This is a genomic window from Actinoplanes sp. NPDC049316 (assembly GCF_040677315.1).
Taxonomy (GTDB): Bacteria; Actinomycetota; Actinomycetes; order Mycobacteriales; family Micromonosporaceae; genus Actinoplanes.
This window is the reverse complement of record NZ_JBFAQM010000001.1, coordinates 55,864-74,662: the sequence shown is the minus strand read 5'-3', so window position 1 is coordinate 74,662 and position 18,799 is coordinate 55,864. Positions and strand designations below refer to the sequence as shown.

Here is an 18,799-nt window from a genome sequence, read left to right as displayed (position 1 = left end):
CCCGGTCCCGTATCCGGCAAACGACGGATAGCGCGTCGGCTGGTCAGGGTCCCGGGCTGGAGGCAAGATGGCGATGCCGCTGCGTGCGACCGAGATGAGGGCCTGTCATGGGAGGTGCGTCCGTCGCCGGCTCCGACGACCGGTGGCTCGCCGAGGTCGCCTCGGGGGCGAGCCGCGACGCCGGCGGCGTTCCGGTCGAGCTGCTCGGTGACTATCTGCCGCTGCTGGCCGATGCGGCGATCACCGGCCGCCGCCCGAAGCGGGCCGAGCTGGAGGCCGTGGAGACCCTGGGGCGGCGCGCCGCCGAGCAGGGCATCTCGGCCGGGCGGGCGGTGCAGCTGTACCTGTCCGCGGCGCGCCGGCTGTGGCAGGACCTTCCCGCCGTCGTCCGCAGCCGGGACCGGGAGGCCGTCCGCGCGGCCGCCGCGGCGGTGCTGCAGGTGATCGACGACGCCGTCGCGACCCTCGCCGAGGGGTACGCCCAGGCCCGCCGGGACCTCGTCCGGCGCGAGGAGGCGCTGCGGCGCGAGCTGGTCGACGATCTGTTGCGCGGCGACTCGGATCCCGGCGCCCTGGTGGACCGGGCCGAGCCGTTCGGCCTGGACCTGACACGCTCGCATCAGGTCGCGCTGGCCGCGCCGAGCCGGCGCCTGCCCGACACGGACACGGCGATCACCGCGCTGGAGGCGGTGATCTTCAACCGGATGGGCGACCGGGACGTGCTCGTGGCCACCAAGGACGGCCTGCTCGTGGTCCTCACGCCGGCCGACGGCCACCCCGGTCCGGCACCGGCCGCTGACCTGGGCCGGTTGATGCACGACGAGCTGCGCCGGCTGCCGCGGGGAGGGCCGTGGCGCGTCGCCGTCGGGCGTGCCCACCCGGGGCTGTACGGCATCGCCCGCTCGTACGAGGAAGCCCGCGAAGCCCTGACCATGGCGACCCGGCTGCGCCTGGAGACACCCGTCGTCAACGCCCGGGACCTGCTCATCTACCGCGTGCTGCTGCGCGACCAGCCGGCGATCGTCGAGCTGGTCCACGCGGTGCTGAGCCCGCTGGAGCAGGCCCGCGGCGGGGCCGAGCCGCTGCTGGGCACGCTGCAGGCGTACTTCGACACCGGCGGGGTCGCGACGGACACGGCGAAGCGCATCCACGTGTCCGTCCGGACGGTGACCTACCGTCTGCAGCGCATCAAGGACCTGACCGGGTACAACCCGTCAGACCCCGCGCACCGCTTCACCCTGCAGGCGGCGGTGCTGGGGGCCCGCGCGCTCGAGTGGCCGGCCGAGCCGGTCGCGGGACCGGCCTGAGCCGGCGGCCCGGCCGCCGCACCGCATCCGTTGCCGACGACCGGCAATCCCCGGTCCCCCGGTTCGCCGTCGGACCCCCTGTCGGCCGGTCGCCGGGCCCGGGAATGCTGGGCCGAGGAGATCGGTGAGGAGGCCTCGCGATGCACCCGGACACCCGGCAGAGACCCATCGTCGTCGGCATCGACGGCTCACCCGGTGCCAAGGCCGCGCTGCGGTGGGCGCTACGGCAGGCGGATCGCAGCGGCGCGGAGGTCGAGGCCGTCGCGGTGTGGGCGCCGCAGTCGACGTTCACCTACGGAGCGGAGTGGGCGGCCGGGGCCGTGTACACCGGCGGCGACCTCGCCGCCGACACGGAACGGATGCTGCTGGACACCCTGGTCGAGGTCGCCCGCGAGTACGGCCCGTCGGCGCCGGTCCGGCCGCACGTCGTGGCGGGCCGGCCGGCCGAGCAGTTGCTGCTGGCCGCCTGGTCGGCACAGTTGCTCGTCCTGGGCGGCCCGGTGCACGGCACCGTGGCCGGGCTCCTGCTGGGATCGGTCAGCCACCAGTGCGTGCAGCACGCCACGTGCCCGGTGCTCGTGGTGCCCGCCGAGGCCGCCGTCCCCGCACACCCGGGTCCTGCCAGCCGACCATCCTTGCCGACGACCGGCAAACAACCGTGACGACAGTCGCCGTTGCTGACCGTAGTCGATACATGACTTCTTGGTAAGGCTTGGGTACGTCACCCACAAGCCCGGGAGGTACCCCCATGCAGAAGAAGATCGAAGAGGTTCTGCGCCGCAGACTGTGGATCCATCCGGACCAGGTGCAGGTCCATGTGGACGACGGCACGGCCGTGCTGACCGGCGAGGTCGGCCGCAGGTCCACCGCCGGGATCGCCACCCGGCTGACCGCCGGGGTTCCCGGGGTCACCGCCGTCATCGACCGCATCCGGTACGACTTCGACGACGCCGACCTGGTCCGCTCGAAGGTCAACCGGACCCATCCGTTCAGCGCCGAGCCGTTCCGCCCGTCCTGACCCCCGTGAAACCCGTCCTGACCCTCGCGAAACCCGTCCTGACCCTCGTGAAACCCGTGCTGACCACCGCGAGACCCGTCCTGATCCACCGTGAAAGGAGCCGTCGTGCCTGTTCCGACCGCGCTCGCCGTGGACCTCGGCAGCCGTAGCGCCGGCGTGTGGGCTTCGCAGCGCGGCACGGTCAGCGGACCCTGCGGCGATGCGGACGCGCCCGTACGCCGCGGCCGGGTCGTCGACGTCGACGGCTGCGTCACGCTGCTGACCGGCCTGGTCCGCCGGTATCCGGAGCCCGTACCGCCCGGCGGGGTCGTCGTGGCGTGCCGGCCGGTGCTGGCCGCGCCGGCCGACGAGCAGGCGGCCCGGCGCGTGCTGGACGCGGTCTTCGCCCCGGCCCGGGTGGTGTTCGTGGACACCGTCCGCGCCGCGGCGATCGGCTCCGGCGCCGCCGCCGGAAGCCTGCTCGTGGTGGACGCCGGCGCCGAGCTGACCGAGGTCGCCCTGCTGCTTGACGGCCGCGTGACCGCCGCCCGCCGCACCGACATCGGCACCCGCGACCTGACCCGCGGCGCCACCACCGGCCTCCTCGCGGACACCGTCGTCCGCCACCTCGACGAGCTACGCGCCGGCCCCGAGCGGCCGGAAGTGCTGTCCGCCCTCGCGCGGGGCCCGCTGCTGGTGGGCGACGGCGCCCTCCAGCCCGACCTGGCCCCGGCCCTGTCCCGTGCGCTGCGCGGACCCGTCCACCGGGCCGCGGCTCCCCGTACGGCCGCCCTCACCGGCGCCGGCCTGGCGGCGATGTCGCTGCTTCGCCACCCGGCCCGCGCCTGACCGCTCCTGGAGGTCCCATGAGCACCGCAGTGCACGACGCGACCCACCTGCCCGCGAAGCTCTCGGAACTGCTGCGCAGCATGCTCGAGGAGGAGTTCGCCGCGCAGACCGTCCGGCTGACCCAGCTCACGGTGTACGCCCGCCTGCCGCGGCGCGGCGGCTACGACCCGCGTACGTTGCGGGCCCTGACCGCCTCCACCCGGCAGCGCATCGCCGACACCGCGCACGCGCTCAGGCGCATGTCCGAGGGCACCTACGGCATCTGCGTGTCCTGCGACAAGCCGATCCCGCTGGGCCGGCTGCGGGCCGTACCGCACGCCGCGCACTGCGCGCTCTGCGAGCGGACCGCCGAGCCCGCGGCGCGCGAGGTGCTCAGCGTTTGACCTGGCCGGCGTCTCGGGTCAGGGTGAAGGTGACCTTGCCGACCCGGCCCGCGGAGAAGCCCATGCCCCCAGTCGTGCTGCCCACATGATCCGCGACGTCCTCTTCCCGGTCGAGCCGTGGCAGGTCCGGGAGCCCGCACTGCAGCGCGGCCGGCTCGCGCAGACCGAGTCCGTGCTCGCCCTCGCGAACGGCCACATCGGGTTGCGCGGCAACCTCGACGAGGGCGAGCCGCACGTCATCGCGGGCACCTACCTCAACTCGTTCTACGAGCAGCGGCCGCTGCCGTACCCGGAGGGCGGCTACGGATATCCGGAGCAGGGCCAGACCGTCGTCAACGTCACCGACGGCAAGCTCGTCCGGCTGATGGTCGACGACGAGCCGTTCCACGTGGCGCACGGCCGGCTGCTCGCCCACGAGCGGGTCCTGGATCTGCGCGACGGCGTGCTGCGACGGTGCGTGGACTGGGAGAGCCCGGCCGGGCGCCGGGTACGGATCCGCAGCACGCGGCTGGTGTCCTTCACCCAGCGGGCGGTGGCCGCCATCGACTACGAGGTCGAGGCCGTCGGCCACGAGGTGCGGATCACCGTGCAGTCCGGCCTGGTCGCCAACGAGGAGCAGCCGCAGGAGTCCTCGGATCCGCGGGTCGCCGCCGCGCTGGACCGCCCGCTGGTGGCCGTGGGACAGGACACCGAGCAGCACGGCGCGGTGCTGCTGCACCGCACCCGCGCCAGCCGCCTGCTGATGGGCGCCGGCATGGACCATGTCGTGCAGGCGCCCGGCGACTACGACGAGGAGACCGACGTCCGCGACGACTGGGCCCGCACGACGGTGGTCACCGTGCTGCGGCCCGGCCGGCGCCTGCGCATCACCAAGTTCCTCGGGTACGCGTGGAGCTCGACGCGCTCGCCGCAGGCGCTGCGTGACCAGGTGGCCGGGGCCCTGAACGGCGCACGCTACGCGGGCTGGGACGGCCTCGCCGCCGGCCAGCGCGCGTACCTGGACGACTTCTGGGACACCGCCGACGTCGAGATCGACGGCGACCCGGTGCTGCAGCAGGCGGTCCGCTTCGGCCTGTTCCACGTGCTGCAGGCCGGCGCCCGAGCCGAGGGGCGCGCGATCGGCGCCAAGGGCCTGACCGGACCGGGGTACGACGGGCACGCGTTCTGGGACACCGAGGGCTTCGTGCTGCCGCTGCTGACGTACATCGCCCCGCACGCCGCGGCGGACGTGGTGCGCTGGCGGCACAGCATCCTCGGCCAGGCCCGGCACCGGGCCCGCACCCTGGGCCTGGCCGGCGCGGCTTTCCCGTGGCGCACGATCCACGGCGAGGAGTGCTCGGCGTACTGGCCGGCGGGCACCGCCGCGCTGCACCTCAACGCGGTCATCGCCCGCGCGGCCGACCGCTACCGCGACGTCACCGGCGACGACACGCTCGAGCGGGACTGCGGCCTCGAGATCCTGGTGGAGACGGCCCGGCTGTGGGTCTCGCACGGCCACCACGACGCCGGCGGGGTATGGCACGTCGACGGGGTCACGGGTCCCGACGAGTACAGCGCGGTCACCGACGACAACCTGTTCACCAATCTCATGGCGGCACGCAACCTGCGGGCGGCCGTCGCCGCGTGCGTGCGGGAGCCGGAGGCGGCCGCCCGGCTCGGCGTGCGTCCGGAGGAGACCCGGGCCTGGCAGGCCGCCGCCGACGCGGTGCACGTGCCTTACAACGACCGGCTGGGCGTGCACGAGCAGTCCGCCGGGTTCACCCGCTACGCCCCGTGGGATTTCGCCGCGGAGCGGCCGGACCAGCCGCTGATGCTGCACGCGCCGTACTTCCAGCTCTACCGGCGGCAGGTGATCAAGCAGGCCGACCTGGTGCTGGCGATGCACTGGTGCCCGGAGGAGTTCACCGCCGAGCAGAAGGCCCGCAACGTCGACTACTACGAGCGCATCACCGTACGGGACTCGTCGCTCTCGGCCTGCACGCAGGCGGTGATGTGCGCGGAGGTCGGCCATCTGGAGCTGGCGCACGACTACGCCTGGGAGGCCGCGCTGGTCGACCTGCGGGACCTGCACGACAACACCCGCGACGGGTTGCACCTGGCCTCGCTGGCCGGGGCGTGGTCGGCGATCGTCGAGGGCTTCGGCGGTCTGCGCGAGCACGGCAGCGTCCTCGCGCTGGCCCCGCGGCTCCCCGAGGGGATCACCGGGTTGCGCTTCCGCCTGCGGCACAGCGGGGCGCGGCTGCTCGTCGAGGCGGACCACCGGACCGTACGGGTGAGCCTGCGCGACGGCACCGACGCCCGGTTGCCCGTCCGGCTCTACGGCGAGGACGTCGAGGTGACCTCCGGCAAGCTCGTCGAGCGGCCCATACCACCGCTGACGCCGTTGCTGCCGCGGCCCGAGCAGCCGCCGGGCTACGCACCCAGCCGCTCCTGAGGGGGCTGTTCGGCCGTCTCGCGTGCCTGCACGAGGGCGCGCAGCGAGACCTTGGAGAATTTCCCGGTGGCCGTCTTGGGGATCTCGTCCACGACGAGGATCCGCTCCGGGATCCACCACGACGCGACCGACCCGGCGAGATGAGCGCGCAGGTCCTGCTCGTCCAGCGACTCCCCGGGCACGAGGACCACGCAGGCCAGGGGCCGTTCCCCCCAGCGCTCGTCCCCGACGGCGATGACGGCGGCCTCGTGCACCGCGGGATGGGCCATGATCTCGTTCTCCAGTTGGACCGACGAGATCCACTCGCCGCCCGACTTCACCATGTCCTTCGTCCGGTCGATGATCTCGAGGTAGCCGTACCGGTCGAGGGCGCCCACGTCGCCGGTGCGCAGCCATCCGTCGGCGGTGAACGAGGACGGTGCCGGCTCCGCGCCGAAGTACGCCGACGCCACGGTCGGGCCGGTCGCCTGCAGCTCCCCCGCGACGCGCTCGCCCGCCACGGGCACACCCGCCTCGTCGACGATCCTGATCTCGGTGAGCGGCAGCGGCGGCCCGGGCTTGCGCAGCACCTCGCGGCGCGCGTCGGCGTCGAGTCCGTCGTGGACGGTGGCCAGCCGCGCACAGGTGACCACGGGACTGGTCTCCGTCATCCCCCACGCGTTGGTCAGCGGGATCCCGGCGCCGTCCTGCCAGGCTCGGGTCAGCGTGCCGGGCAGCGCGCCGCCTCCGGAGATCACCATGCGCAGGCTGGTGAGGTCCGCCGTGCCGAGCAGGGGTTGCAGCCCGCGCCAGATGGTCGCGACGGCGGCCGAGAAGGTGACCCGGTGCCGGGCCATCTGCTCGATCAGCTGCTCCGGCGCCATGGCCGGGCCGGGCAGCACCAGATCCGAGCCGGCCAGCATGGCGGCGTACGGCAGCCCCCAGGCGTTGACGTGGAACATCGGCACGATCGGCATGACCACGTCGCGTTCACCGATGGCGAAGTTGTCCACGCCCAGCAACATCAGCGCGTGCAGGACGATCGACCGGTGGCTGTAGAGCACCCCCTTCGGCAGCCCGGTGGTGCCTGAGGTGTAGCAGAGGCCGGCCGCGTCGTCCTCGTCCACCGCGGCGGGCGCCGCTGGTTCGCGTACCCCGGAGAGCAGGTCTTCGTAATCGGCGATGCGCGGGTCGTCCGGCGGGTCCGCCGGGCCGCCGTCGTCCATCACCACGACCGTGCGTACGGTGGGCAGCCGGTCGACGAGCGGCCACACCCGCGGCATCAGCGAGCGGTCGACGAACAGCACGTCGTCGGCCGCGTCGTTGACGATGTGGACGATCTCCTCGGCGAAGAGCCGGTGGTTGAGGGTGTGCAGCACCCGGCCGCTGCTCGGCGCGGCGAGGTAGAGCTCCACGTGCCGCTGGGAATTCCAGCCGAAGGTGCCGACCCTCGCCTGGCGGGGAACGTCGAGCGAGTCGAGCACGGCGGCGAGCCGTCGCGCCCGGCGCACCACGTCGGCCCACGACGCGACGACCTCCCCGGTCGTCGTCGCGGTGATGACGCGTTTGTGCCCGAAGAGCTGCTCCACTCTCCGCATGAGGGCGGACACGTCCAGGGGTGACTGCTGCATCAGGCCACGCACGGTTCTCCTCGCCGGTCTCAGTCCACCAGGGCCGCGGACACCAGCTGGCTCAGCTGCTGCCTCAGCGGGTACGTGCTCGACGGCGTGAGCTGGCTGAAGAGCATGGCCGTCACCCGGTCCACCGGGTCCACCCAGAAACTGGTGCTCGCGATGCCGCCCCAGTGGTACTCGCCGGCGTTGGCCGGCAGGCGGCCGGCAACCGGGTCCTGGACGACTGCGAAGCCCAGGCCGAACCCGATGCCGTCGAACGTGGTCTCGGCGAAACCGCCGGTCGACAGCGCCGCGAGGTCCCGCCCGCCGGGCAGGTGGTTGCGGGTCATCAGCCGGACGGTGCGCGGGCCGAGGACGCGGGTGCCGTCGAGCTCGCCCTCGTTGAGCAGCATCTGGGTGAACCGGTGGTAGTCGCGGGCGGTGCAGATCAGGCCGTGACCCCCGGCCCGCATCGCGGGCGGGCGCAGCGCCTCGGCGCTCGTCACCGGATCCGCGGTGGCCAGCCCGGTGACGGGATCGGGGACGTGCAGCGTGGCCAGCCGCGCGGCGTCGGCTCCGGACACCGAGCGCCGGACGCCGGTCAGGCCCAGCGGGGTGAAGACGCGCTCCCGCAGGACCGTGTCGAAGTCCTGGCCGGCCACCACCTCCACGAGCCGCGCCAGGACGTCCGTGGCGACCGAGTAGCCCCAGGCCGTGCCCGGCTGGAAGAGCAGCGGCAGCTCGGCGTACCGGTCGCAGGCCGTCTCCAGGTCCAGCAGCCCGGCGTCCAGGCCCGGGACGGCCTCGCGGTAGATGCGGTCCACCACCGAGGTGTGCAGGAAGCCGTACGTGAGCCCGGCCGTGTGCGTCAGCAGGTGCCAGACCCGGATTGGCTCCACCGCGGGCACCGTGTACGGCTTGAGCGCCGAGCCCTTCGCGTACACCCGCACGTCGGCGAACGCCGGCAACCACCGGCTGATCTCGTCGGTCAGCTGGAACCGGCCCTGTTCCCACAGCGTCATCGCGGCGACCGAGGTGATCGGCTTGGTCATCGAGTAGATCCGCCAGAGCGTGTCGGCCTCGACCGGCGCCCCGGTGCGCAGATCGCGCCGGCCGTGGACGCTGCTGTGCGCGACGCGGCCGTTGCGGGTCACCACGATCTGCCAGCCGGGCAGCAATCCCTCGTCGACGTAGCGGGCGAAATGCCGGTCGATTGCGAGGAGCCGGTCGGGGTCCAGGCCGAGCTCCTTCGGTTCGGCGTCGGCCTCCACGGTCATCGCGATGCCCCCGGGGCCGGGAACGGCGGGTCCGGCTGACACACCGTTCCCGGCCCGGGAGTCCGCACGGTGCGCAGGTAGTCGATGACGCCGTCGACGACCAGGGCCCGGAAGCCGTCCGGGAAGAGGTTCGCGTAGGTCTGCCCGAGCAGCGAGCCGTACGAGTACCCGAGGTAGGTCAGCTTCCGGTCGGCGAGCCGGACCCGCAGCACGTCGAGGTCGCGGGCGACGTCCGCAGTGGACATGTGGTTCAGGATCGGCCCGCCGCACCGGGCGCACGCGGCCGCCAGCTTGTCGTCGGCCTGCCGCCAGATCTCCTCCTCGGCCGGGGTGTCGGGGTACAGGAACGGCGCGCGGTCGGCTTGCTCCTCCGCGGCGGAGTCGTAGCAGCGCAGGGCCGTGCTGCTGCCCAGCCCTCGGGAGTCGAAGTTGACGATGTCGAAGCGGGCGCGCAGATCGGCGGGCAGATCACGCAGGTACGTCCGGGCGAAGTCGATGCCCGAGAGGCCGGGCCCGCCGGGGTTGACGACCAGCGAGCCGATGCGGTGGCGCGGGTCGGTGGCCGGCAGCCGGGTCAGCGCGATGCTGATCCGCTCGCCCCGCGGGTCGTCGTAGCTCAGCGGAACGGACATGGTGCCGCACCGGAAACCGTCGTCGCACGGCGTCCAGCGGATCGAGCCCGCCGCGGACGCGGGTACGGCCGGAAGGGTCAGGAGCAGAGCGGACACCACGGAGCCGAGGGCAGCAGGGCGGAGCGGCATGGTTCAGCCTGCCTTCGGCAGCGCTACGTTCTCGTCCGCGGCCACGGGCGTCGCGCTGTCGCGCCGGGACTCGCGCCGGATCACCGCGCCCAGGGCCACCACGAGCGCGACGCCGGCGCAGGCCACGGCGACGATCGTGTAGTACGGCGCGAACAGGCTGCCGGTGGATTCCTCGATCTGCCCGTACGCGTACGGGCCGACGAAGGCGCCGGTGATGCCGAGCATGTTGATGAACGCGAGCCCCGCGGCGGCCAGCAGCCCGGACATCCGCGACATGGCCACCGACCAGAACAGCGGCAGCGTGCCGAAGCCGAAGACGCTGGACAGGTAGAGCACGCTGACGCGCCACACCGGGTCCTCCGAGACCAGGAACGCGGTCATGAGCAGCAGCGTGCCGGTCGCGCAGATGCCGATGAGCAGCACCTCGCGCCCGTACCGGCGCTGCAGCCACGGGAAGAGCAGGACGCCGGCCAGGCCGAAGAGGCCGCCGCCGCCCGCCACGAGTCCGATGAGGAAGGAGCTCTTCAGGCCCAGGGCCTGCAGGACGGCGGGGAAGTTGAAACCCACCCCGGACATGATCACCTGGTTGACGAAGTAGACGACGGCGAGCAGCAGGATCACCGGGCGGCCGAAGGCGAGGCGCAGGTTGCCGCGTACCCGGGTCACCGAGGGCTTGTCGTGTCCCACGGCGTGCTGCGTCAGCACGTCGGCCTGCGCCGGTGTGAGCCACCGGGCGTCGTGCGGGCGGTCCGGCAGCGCGACCCAGACGAGGATGCCGACCAGCATGGTGACGAGCCCCTCGATGAGGAACATCCACTGCCAGCCCTGCAGGCCGCCGGCGCCGTCCAGCTCCATGAGCGCGCCTCCCATCGGCGCGCCGATGACGGTGGCGACGCATGGCGCGGTGTAGATGAGGCCCACCATGGTGACCCGGTGCTTCTGCGAGAACCAGAGCGTGACCATGTACATCAGCGCCGGGAAGAGGCCGGCCTCGGCGGCGCCGAGCAGCAGCCGCAGCGCGTAGAACGACGCCTCGTTCTGCACGAACATCATGGCGGCGGAGACCGCGCCCCAGGTCACCGCGATACGGGTGATCCACACGCGGGGCCCGACGCGGTAGAGGACCAGGTTGCTGGGGATCTCCAGCAACGCGTAGCTGACGAAGAACAGCCCGGCGCCCAGGCCGTACGCGGCGGCGCTGATGCCGACGTCGGCCTCGAGCGCGGTCTTGGCCAGGGCGACATTGGTGCGGTCGACGTACGACATGAAGTACGCGAGGCCGATGACCGGGAGCAGCCGGACCATCGCCTTGCGCGTCGCCCGCTCGTGCAGGGAAGCAGCTTCGTTCATCAGGACTCCCAGTTCCACGTCGTCTGTGGCGCGTATCACATACGGCGAACTTTAAGGTCGCGGAGCCGCCCCGGAGAGAGACGTTATTTACACTGTTCAATCCACTGTGGTGTCGGAACTCTCCACTGGCGGTGAGGTCCCAGCGATGAGCGACGCGACCGAGCTCCGTACCTCCAGCCCGGACCTGGCGTCCTACCGGATCCGCCGGGAACGCGAGCTGAGCTCCCTGTACGCGACCGCCCGGTCGCTGACCGCCCTCGGGGAGCTCGACGCGGTGCTCGACTCGATCGTCCGCGCGGCGCACGAGCTCATCGGCACCGACTTCACGTACCTGTCGCTGCTCGGCCCCGGCGGCGAGCTGATGCTGAAGGCCTCGCAGGGAACGATCTCCCCGACGTTCAACACCGCGCGGGTGCCGTCCGGCACGGGCGTCGGCGGCCGGGTCATCGCGACCGGCGCACCGGCCTGGGTGAGCAACTATCTGCGAACACGCGACGTGCCGCACGACCGGTCGTTCGACGAACTGGTCGCGCCGGAGGGCATGGTCGCGCTGCTCGGCGTACCGCTGCTGGTGGGCGACGAGGTCATCGGCGTGCTGTTCGCCGCGGACCGCACCGAGCGGCCGTTCGAGCACGACGAGGTAGCGCTGCTCAGCGCGTTCGCCGACCATGCCGCGATAGCGCTCAACAACGCCCGGCTCTACGACGAGAGCCGCTCGGCCCTCAAGCAACTCCAGGCGGCCTTCCGCACCATCGAGAAGGCCCAGTCGGTCCACGAGTCCCTGACCCACGTGGTGCTGACCGGCGGCGGCGCCGGCGAGATCGCCCGGCTTCTCGTGGACCATCTGCAGGGCGCCGTCACGGTCTTCGACCGGGCCGGCGCGGTCACCGCCCGGTGCTCCGTCGACGCCCGGCTCCTGCCCCGGTCCGGGTCGGCACCCGAGGCGGTGGAACGGGCCCGCCGGTCCGGGAGGTGGGCGACGACCACGGACGGCGCCGGCCGGTGGCACAGCGCGGCCGCCGTCCGGGCGGGCGACACCCATCTGGGCGCCCTGCTGCTCACCCGTACGGAAGAACCCACGCCGGTCGACATCCGCACGCTGGAGCGCGCCGCCCAGATCATGGGCCTGCTGGTGATGAAGGAGACGGCCGTCGCCGAGGCGGAGGAGAGGGTCAACGGCGAGCTGCTGACGGAGCTGCTGGTCTCCGCCCCGCCGGTGAGCCCGGCCCACCGGACCCGAGCCCATGCCCGCGGCGTGGACATCGGCGCGCTGAACGTCATCGTCGTCGCGAAGTCCGAGACGAGGCTCGCCTCCGAGATCGGCCGCCGCCTGCACGCGATGTCCGCCGAATGGAGCGGGCTCGGCGGCGAACACCTGGGCCGCGCGACCCTTCTCGCCGCGACCCCCGACCCGTCGCGGCTGGCGCGCACGATCCACGGCCGCCTGCGCCGCGAGCTCGGATCGCCGGTACGGGTCGTCGCCCAGCGAATCACCGACGACAACTGGGCACGCGCCTTCGAGACCGCCGGCCGATGCTGCGACCTGATGCAGAGCCTGGGCGTCACGGACCAGGGATCGACAGCCGACGCGTACGCCATGTACGCGCTGCTGTTCGACACCGAACGCGCCCAGGAACTCGACCGCTTCCTCGCCGACACGCTGGAGCCCCTGCTGGCGTACGACCGGCGGCGATCGACCCGGCTGGCGGCCACGTTGTCCGCGTACTTCACGCACTCCGGCAACCTCACCCGGACGGCGGGCGCGTTGCACGTCCACATGAACACGCTGCTCAAACGGCTGTCCCGGGTAGAGGTCGTCCTCGGTGCGGGCTGGCGCGACCCGGACCGGGCCCTGCAGCTGCAGGTGGCCTTGCGCCTGCACGACCTGCGGACCCAGCTCGACCGGCAACCCTCCTGATCAGAGCGTCTGGCCCTGCAGCATGCCCTCCAGGACGGCGATGCGTTGCTCCAGCGGCGGGTGGGTGTCGAACAGCCGGTGCGCTGCGCCCTCATGGTGGGTCAGCGGATCGTCGATGCACATCGCAGCCGTGGCGTGGTTGGCGCGCCGCAGTGGCGTGTCGTTGCGCTGCAGTTTGCGCAGGGCGCCGAGCAGGCCGGCGGGGTTGCGGCTCAGCTCGACCGCGCTCGCGTCCGCGAGGAACTCGCGGCGCCGCGACAGCGCGAGCCGGATGAGCGGGCCCACCAGGAACGCGACGACCGACAGCAACGCCGCCGCGGCGGCGACCACCAGGGTCACCTGGGCGCCGTTGCGGCCCCGGCCGCGCAGCCAGAACGCGTTGTGCCAGATCAGGCTCGCCAGCAGCGCGGCCATGCCGATCAGGGTGGTGACCACGAGCAGCAGCCGGGTGTCGAGGTTCCTGATGTGGCTCAGCTCGTGGGCCAGGACACCCTCGAGCTCCTCACGGTTCAGCATGGCGAGCAGCCCGGAGGTCACCGTGACGGCCGCCCGGTCGGGGCGGAACCCGGTGGCGAACGCGTTGGGCGACGGATCGTCGACGACGTAGACGGCGGGCACGGGGACTCCCTCGCCGATCGCGAGGGCTTCGACGAGGTGGTACAGCTGCGGGTACCGCGCCGGGTCCGCCGGCTGTGCACCGGCCACTGCCAGGACCAGCCGGGATCCGGAGCGCAGCGTGAACAGCACGCCGCCGACAGCGGCGAGCGCGGCGATCAGCGCCCCCGTGCCGACGTCAGCGGCGTACGAGCCGGACGACGTGGCCGCGCGCACGGCACCCACAGCCGCGCCGATGCCGAGCCAGATCAGCAGGAAAAGGCCGATGTAGACGACGGTGAGCCGCTTGTTGCGGGCGATCTGGTGATACATGGCCGTCGTCCTCAACCGGCCGGCGCCCGGGGACCACCCGCGGGGAACTCGACGGTGGGCGGCTGCCGGTCCGCCGTGTCGGCGTCGAAGAAGGCACGCGGCTTGAAGCCGAACGGTCCCGCGATCAGCAGCGCCGGGAACGACTGGATGGCGCTGTCGTAGTCGCGGACGCTCGTGTTGTAGTAGCGGCGGGCGTACTCCAGCTTGTCCTCGGTGGTCGTGAGTTGCTCCTGCAACGCCAGGAAGCCTTCCTCGGCCCGCAGCTGCGGGTAGTTCTCGGCGACGGCGAACAGCGAGCGCAGCGTCCGGCCGAGCGCGTTCTCCGCGGCGCTGACGGCGGCCGGATCGGCTCGCGCTCCCGCCTCGACCGCCGCGGACCGGGCGGCGGTGACCGCCTCGAAGGTGCCGCGCTCGTGGGCGGCGTACCCGGCGACGGTGTGCACCAGGTTCGGGACGAGATCGTGGCGGCGTTTGAGCTCCACGTCGATCTGTGACCAGGCCTCATCGGTCCGGTTGCGCTTGCGGACCAGCCGGTTGTACGTGACGACGGCCCCCGCGACGGCGAGGATGACCACGACGGCGATGACGATGGCGATGGCGACGGACATCGGCGCCTCCCTCGGTACGGCACGGCCGGAGCCGGTGCACCTCGGTCCCACCGTGCGTCCCGCCCGGCCGGTACGGGCAGTGCCGTTCGTCTCGCCGGGAGCGCCGACCGGCCCGTGTTGGCCGCCGGTCACGCGGAGACGACGGCCGCCGCGCCGAGCGCCTGCCGCACCGCGGTCCCGTCGACCGTCTCGCGTTCGACCAGGAGCGCGGCGAGCCGGTTCAGGGCGTCGCGGTGGGCGCGCAGCAGGCCGACCGCGCGATCCTGGGCCCGGCGCAGCAGGGCGGCGACTTCCTGATCGATGAGGCGTTGCGTCTGCTCCGAGTACGGCCGGCCCAGCAGCTCGGGCTTGTCGGCGCCGAGGAAGTCCGGGCGGCCGCTGCTGTAACCGATCGGCCCCAGCGCGCTGGACAGCCCGAACTCGCCCACCATCCGGGTGGCGATCTGGGTCGCGCCGGCCAGGTCGTCGGCGGCGCCGCTGGAGCCCTCGCCGAAGGTCACGATCTCGGCGGCCCGCCCGCCGAGCCGCACGGTGAGCAGGTCGGTCAGGTAGGCCTCGCTGTAGAGGTGCCGTTCGGCCTCCGGCAGCTGTTCGGTCGCGCCGAGCGCCATCCCGGCGGGCAGGATCGTCACCTTGGCGACCGGGTCGGCGTGCTCGCAGAGGGCGGCGACCAGGGCGTGCCCCGCCTCGTGGACGGCCACGGCGTGCCGCTCCTCGGGCAGCAGCGCGTTCGAGGTGTCGCGGCGGCCGAGCAGGACCCGGTCCCGGGCCGCGTCGAAGTCGTCGGGGACGATGACGGTGCGCTTGTCGCGTACGGCGTTGATGGCCGCCTCGTTGACGAGATTGGCCAGGTCGGCGCCGGAGAAGCCGGGGGTGCCGCGGGCCACCACGCCCAGGTCCACCGCCGGATCGAGGTGGGTGCCGGCCGTGTGCACCTTCAGGATGGCCGACCGTTCGCTCTGGTTGGGCAGGGGCACGATGACGCGCCGGTCGAACCGGCCGGGCCGCAACAGGGCGGGGTCGAGGGCCTCGGGCCGGTTGGTCGCGGCGAGCACGACGGTGCCGGTGGTCTGGTCGAAGCCGTCCATCTCGGCCAGCAGCTGGTTGAGGGTCTGCTCCCGCTCGTCGTGCCCGCCGGTCAGCACGCCGCCACGGCGGCTGCCCAGCGCGTCGATCTCGTCGATGAAGACGATGGCCGGAGCCCGCTTGCGGGCCTCGGCGAACAGGTCGCGGACCCGGGACGCGCCCACGCCGACGAACATCTCGACGAACTCCGACCCGGTCACCGACAGGAACGGCACGCGCGCCTCCCCGGCGACCGCACGGGCGATGAGGGTCTTGCCGGTGCCCGGCGGGCCGACCATGATGACGCCCTTGGGCCCGGTCGCCCCGGCCGCGGCGTACCGCTGCGGTTCGCGCAGGAAGTCGACCACCTCGCTGATCTCCTGCTTGACGCCCTCGTACCCGGCCACGTCGGCGAAGCGGGTCTGCGGGCGCTCCGCCTCGATGATCTTCGCCCGGGTACGCCCGAACCCGCCGATGCCGCCGGCGAGTTGCCGGCTCGCCCGCGCGCCGAGCCACAGGAACAGGCCGATGAGCGCCAGGAAGGGCAGCCAGCCGAGCAGGGCACCCCACCACGAGCCGCGGGCCTGCACGGCGGTGATCCGTACCCCGTGCCCGCTGAGCCGCTGATCGAGGCCCGCCGGCCCCAGCGCGGTGGGCAACTGGGTGACGAACTGCCGGCCCGTGGTGAGATCGCCGGTGACCGCGCCCCGGTCGTCGACCGTGACGGAGGCGACCTGGCCGGCGTTGACCTTGGTGAGGAAGTCGGTGTAGGACATCGAGTTGCTGGTCGATCCCAGCAGCAGCGGCCCCCACAACAGGAGAAGCAGGACCAGGAAAGCCAGCGGTGTCACCCATTTACGCCACCCCGGCACGCGCACGGACGGGGCGGGCGGGCGATCCGGCGGGCCACCCGGGACCGGCCCGGACCGGTGCCGGCGCGGCAGCCGCACTCTGGTGATCATGGCGTCCTCTCCGGCGATTCGCGCCCTGGCAGTCAGACTGCGCCTGCCGCGCCGCCGCCGGGCAGGGACCAAGGACCCCGGTGGCCGGGCCGGACCGCCAAGGGTCTTCCGGGACGGCGGCGACGACATCCGCCTCTGGCCCGATGGCCGTCCTCGCCGTCGCGGCACCAGGCTCCGCGGTGCTCGTACGCCTGATCGGCACCAAGCTGACGGTCTCCGCCGGGCTGGCCGCCGTGTCCGGCGGGCTCTGGCAGCTCTCCACCGCCGGCACCGGTTCCACGTACGCCGACACGCTGCCCGGGATGATCCTGCTCGGCCTCGGCGCCGGACTGGTCATGCCGGCCGCGGCGGAATCGGTGACGGGTTCGCTGCCGGCCGGGCGTACCGGCGTCGGAGCCGCCACCAACGGCACCTCCCCGCAGGTCGGCGGCGCCCTCGGCGTCGCCGTGGTCGGCAGCCTGGTCAACGCGCGCTACCAGGACCAGATGACCACCGCGCTGACTCCCTACCGCCTGCCGGAGGACGCGGCCTCGGCGATCCTCGGCTCCATCGGCGGGGCGTTGCAGGTGGCGGCGCGCCTGGGCGATCGGGCCGGCCACCTGCTCGTCACGGCCGCCCGGTCCGCGTTCATGGACGGCATGCACCTCGGCCTGCTCAACGCGCTGGGCCGGGCCGGCTACCGGATGGACGTCCTGGACCCCGGCCCGGTCTGCCTGGCCCGGTTCTCGCGCTTCGTCCGCCGGGTGTACCGCTGCCCGCGCTCGGCCCTCAGGGCCGTGAGAGCACGAGCGCGTCGCCGACCGGGCGTTCGCCGGCCGCGTCCGACGGCGTGCCGATCACCGTGCCGGCCACGACCATCGTGGTCGAGCCGCCGCCGTCGAGGTTCAGCGCGTCCCGGAGGCCGAGCGCCTTCGCCACCGCGGCGGTCTCCGCGATGCCCAGACCCATGCTCGCGGTGCTGCGGCCGTCCGCCGTGACCAGCACCGTACGGCCGGCGGCGTCCACGCCCGCGAAGGTACGCGGGTTGCGCTTGTGCACCCAGCCGTACGCGAAGCCGGGATCGCCGGGCCGGACCATTCCGTCGGCGGCCGGTGTGGCGTGCAGCCGGCCGTCGCGGACGAGTTCGGGGCCGCCGTTGACGATCGACGTGTGCGGCGGCGTGGGCACCGGCCGGCCGCGGTCGTCGGTCAGCCACGTCCGCACCGGCAGTCTGCGGCCGGCGTGGACAGTCGCGAGCAGCGCGGCGGCCGTCGATCCGGTGGCCTGCACGGTCCGGCCGCCCGCGGGGATGGTTCCGCCGCGGGCCGTACGGATCTCGGCGACCCGGCCGCCGCGGTCCAGCGCCACCTCCACGCCCGGGCCGCTCGGCGTGCGGGGGCCGTACGCCGCGTCGAAGGCGACCAGCTCGTCGGGGTCCGTACAGGTGAAGTCGTGCAGCGGAAGGTCGGTCGGGGTGTCCCCGGTCCCGCCGCAGTTGCGGATCAGCCCCGGCACCCGGTTCAGCCCGTCGAGCGGCAGGCCCGCGACCCGGCCGTGCCAGCGCAGCCGTACGACGGACGTGCGGCGGGCGTCGTCGCGCAGCACCAGCGCCGGCCGGCCCGCGACGGGCTCGCTGACCAGGCGCCCGTCGTACGCGGCCACCCCGGCCGGGTCTCCGGGGGCGCCGGCGGCCGGGTCGAGCACGAAGAAGCCGGCGTTGACGGCGGCGTCGGCGCCGCTGAGGGCGGCCAGCCGGCTCGTCGTCTCGCGCTGCTCGAGATCGGGCCCGTAGGTGGCCGCGAACCGGCCGGTGAAGACGCGGGGGTCGACGGTCAGGACGTCGACGTGCCACGGCCCGGTGGAGCCGGCCACGTCGTCCGGCTCGCCGTCCCAGCCGGTGTAGACGGTCGCGCCGCCGAGCCCGGCCGCGATCACCTGCTGACGGATCACATCGGCCTCGGCCTTCGTGGCGGTCCCGCCGACACGGACGCGCCAGCCGAGGTCACCGGAGAGATCGGCGAGCGTCGGGGTGGTCACCTTCTCGACCCGGGGGTCGAGTCCCGCCGACCGGAGCCTGTCCGCGGTGGCCCGGGCGCCGGCCTCGTCGCTGATCGCGGCGGGTGGGGCGTCCGGGTCCGGTGAGCCCGGCCCGTGCGGGATGGCGACCTCGACCGTCCACACGGCGCGCGGGTCGGTGTGGCCGCGCACGATCCGGGTCAGGGTGACGCCGGGTTGCACGGTCCGCGTGGTTCTCGTCTCCTCCAGTCCCGCCGGTCCCAGCGGCAGGGTGCCGCCGTGCGCGGCCACCGCGGGGGGTGCGACCCATGCGGAGCCGGTGAGGAGCAGGAGGATCAGCGGTGCCGCCGCGCGCCGGGTCATACCACCGTCCT

The 18,799-nt window shown here is 73.4% G+C and carries 15 protein-coding genes; 7 read left to right on the top strand and 8 right to left on the bottom strand.

All coding sequences use genetic code 11. The features are described 5' to 3' along the window. Positions 1 to 107 precede the first annotated feature (107 nt). The 6 genes from AB0K03_RS00290 to AB0K03_RS00265 all read left to right on the top strand — a co-directional run bounded on the left by AB0K03_RS00290 (position 108) and on the right by AB0K03_RS00265 (position 5,970). Positions 108 to 1,307, top strand: a complete 1,200-nt coding sequence (locus AB0K03_RS00290; RefSeq protein WP_364678255.1) for a helix-turn-helix domain-containing protein — start codon at positions 108 to 110, stop codon at positions 1,305 to 1,307. 140 nt (positions 1,308 to 1,447) lie between these two features. Continuing rightward, complete coding sequence (locus tag AB0K03_RS00285) at positions 1,448 to 1,969, top strand: universal stress protein (RefSeq protein WP_364678252.1); 522 nt, start codon at positions 1,448 to 1,450, stop codon at positions 1,967 to 1,969. An 86-nt stretch (positions 1,970 to 2,055) separates the two neighbouring features. Further along, positions 2,056 to 2,325: a BON domain-containing protein gene (locus tag AB0K03_RS00280; RefSeq protein ID WP_364678250.1), complete on the top strand. Its 270-nt coding sequence runs from the start codon at positions 2,056 to 2,058 to the stop codon at positions 2,323 to 2,325. Between the two features lie 105 nt (positions 2,326 to 2,430). Continuing rightward, positions 2,431 to 3,153, top strand: coding sequence for a cell shape-determining protein MreB (locus AB0K03_RS00275; protein WP_364678248.1), 723 nt, complete (start codon positions 2,431 to 2,433; stop codon positions 3,151 to 3,153). Positions 3,154 to 3,170: 17 nt separating this feature from the next. Continuing rightward, on the top strand, positions 3,171 to 3,536 hold the full coding sequence (locus AB0K03_RS00270) for a TraR/DksA C4-type zinc finger protein (protein WP_364678246.1): 366 nt from the start codon (positions 3,171 to 3,173) through the stop codon (positions 3,534 to 3,536). A gap of 85 nt (positions 3,537 to 3,621) precedes the next feature. Then, the gene (locus AB0K03_RS00265; protein ID WP_364678243.1) at positions 3,622 to 5,970 is read left to right on the top strand and encodes a glycosyl hydrolase family 65 protein; all 2,349 of its coding nucleotides are present in this window, start codon (positions 3,622 to 3,624) and stop codon (positions 5,968 to 5,970) included. On the opposite strand, the gene AB0K03_RS00260 is transcribed toward AB0K03_RS00265, so the two are convergent. Genes AB0K03_RS00260 through AB0K03_RS00245 form a run of 4 tightly spaced genes read right to left on the bottom strand, consistent with a single transcriptional unit; the run spans position 5,949 to position 10,950 of the window. Continuing rightward, positions 5,949 to 7,592 carry a long-chain fatty acid--CoA ligase gene (locus tag AB0K03_RS00260; RefSeq protein WP_364678240.1) on the bottom strand — a complete coding sequence of 548 codons (1,644 nt, stop codon included), beginning with the start codon at positions 7,590 to 7,592 and terminating at the stop codon, positions 5,949 to 5,951. The two genes, AB0K03_RS00265 and AB0K03_RS00260, sit on opposite strands and share 22 nt — an antisense overlap. Positions 7,593 to 7,609: 17 nt before the next feature. After that, complete coding sequence (locus AB0K03_RS00255; RefSeq protein WP_364678237.1) at positions 7,610 to 8,839, bottom strand: serine hydrolase domain-containing protein; 1,230 nt, start codon at positions 8,837 to 8,839, stop codon at positions 7,610 to 7,612. Next, positions 8,836 to 9,600 carry an alpha/beta fold hydrolase gene (locus AB0K03_RS00250; protein WP_364678235.1) on the bottom strand — a complete coding sequence of 255 codons (765 nt, stop codon included), beginning with the start codon at positions 9,598 to 9,600 and terminating at the stop codon, positions 8,836 to 8,838. The genes AB0K03_RS00255 and AB0K03_RS00250 overlap by 4 nt, the downstream gene beginning before the upstream one ends. 3 nt (positions 9,601 to 9,603) lie before the next feature. Then, a complete protein-coding gene (locus AB0K03_RS00245) occupies positions 9,604 to 10,950 on the bottom strand; it encodes an MFS transporter (RefSeq protein WP_364678232.1) in 1,347 nt (448 codons plus the stop codon). Between the two features lie 145 nt (positions 10,951 to 11,095). Between AB0K03_RS00245 and AB0K03_RS00240 the strand changes: the two genes are divergently transcribed. Further along, a complete protein-coding gene (locus AB0K03_RS00240; RefSeq protein ID WP_364678230.1) occupies positions 11,096 to 12,868 on the top strand; it encodes a GAF domain-containing protein in 1,773 nt (590 codons plus the stop codon). Here AB0K03_RS00240 and AB0K03_RS00235 read toward each other — a convergent pair whose 3' ends face one another. The 4 genes from AB0K03_RS00235 to AB0K03_RS00220 all read right to left on the bottom strand — a co-directional run bounded on the left by AB0K03_RS00235 (position 12,869) and on the right by AB0K03_RS00220 (position 18,788). Next, complete coding sequence (locus AB0K03_RS00235) at positions 12,869 to 13,795, bottom strand: M48 family metallopeptidase (protein WP_364678227.1); 927 nt, start codon at positions 13,793 to 13,795, stop codon at positions 12,869 to 12,871. Positions 13,796 to 13,806: 11 nt separating this feature from the next. Further along, positions 13,807 to 14,403 carry a LemA family protein gene (locus AB0K03_RS00230; protein WP_364678224.1) on the bottom strand — a complete coding sequence of 199 codons (597 nt, stop codon included), beginning with the start codon at positions 14,401 to 14,403 and terminating at the stop codon, positions 13,807 to 13,809. Between the two features lie 128 nt (positions 14,404 to 14,531). Then, entirely contained in the window at positions 14,532 to 16,319 is a 1,788-nt protein-coding gene (gene ftsH / locus AB0K03_RS00225) for an ATP-dependent zinc metalloprotease FtsH (protein WP_364678221.1), read from the bottom strand. Positions 16,320 to 17,198: 879 nt separating this feature from the next. Continuing rightward, positions 17,199 to 18,788, bottom strand: coding sequence for a phosphodiester glycosidase family protein (locus AB0K03_RS00220; protein WP_364678219.1), 1,590 nt, complete (start codon positions 18,786 to 18,788; stop codon positions 17,199 to 17,201). Positions 18,789 to 18,799: the final 11 nt, after the last annotated feature.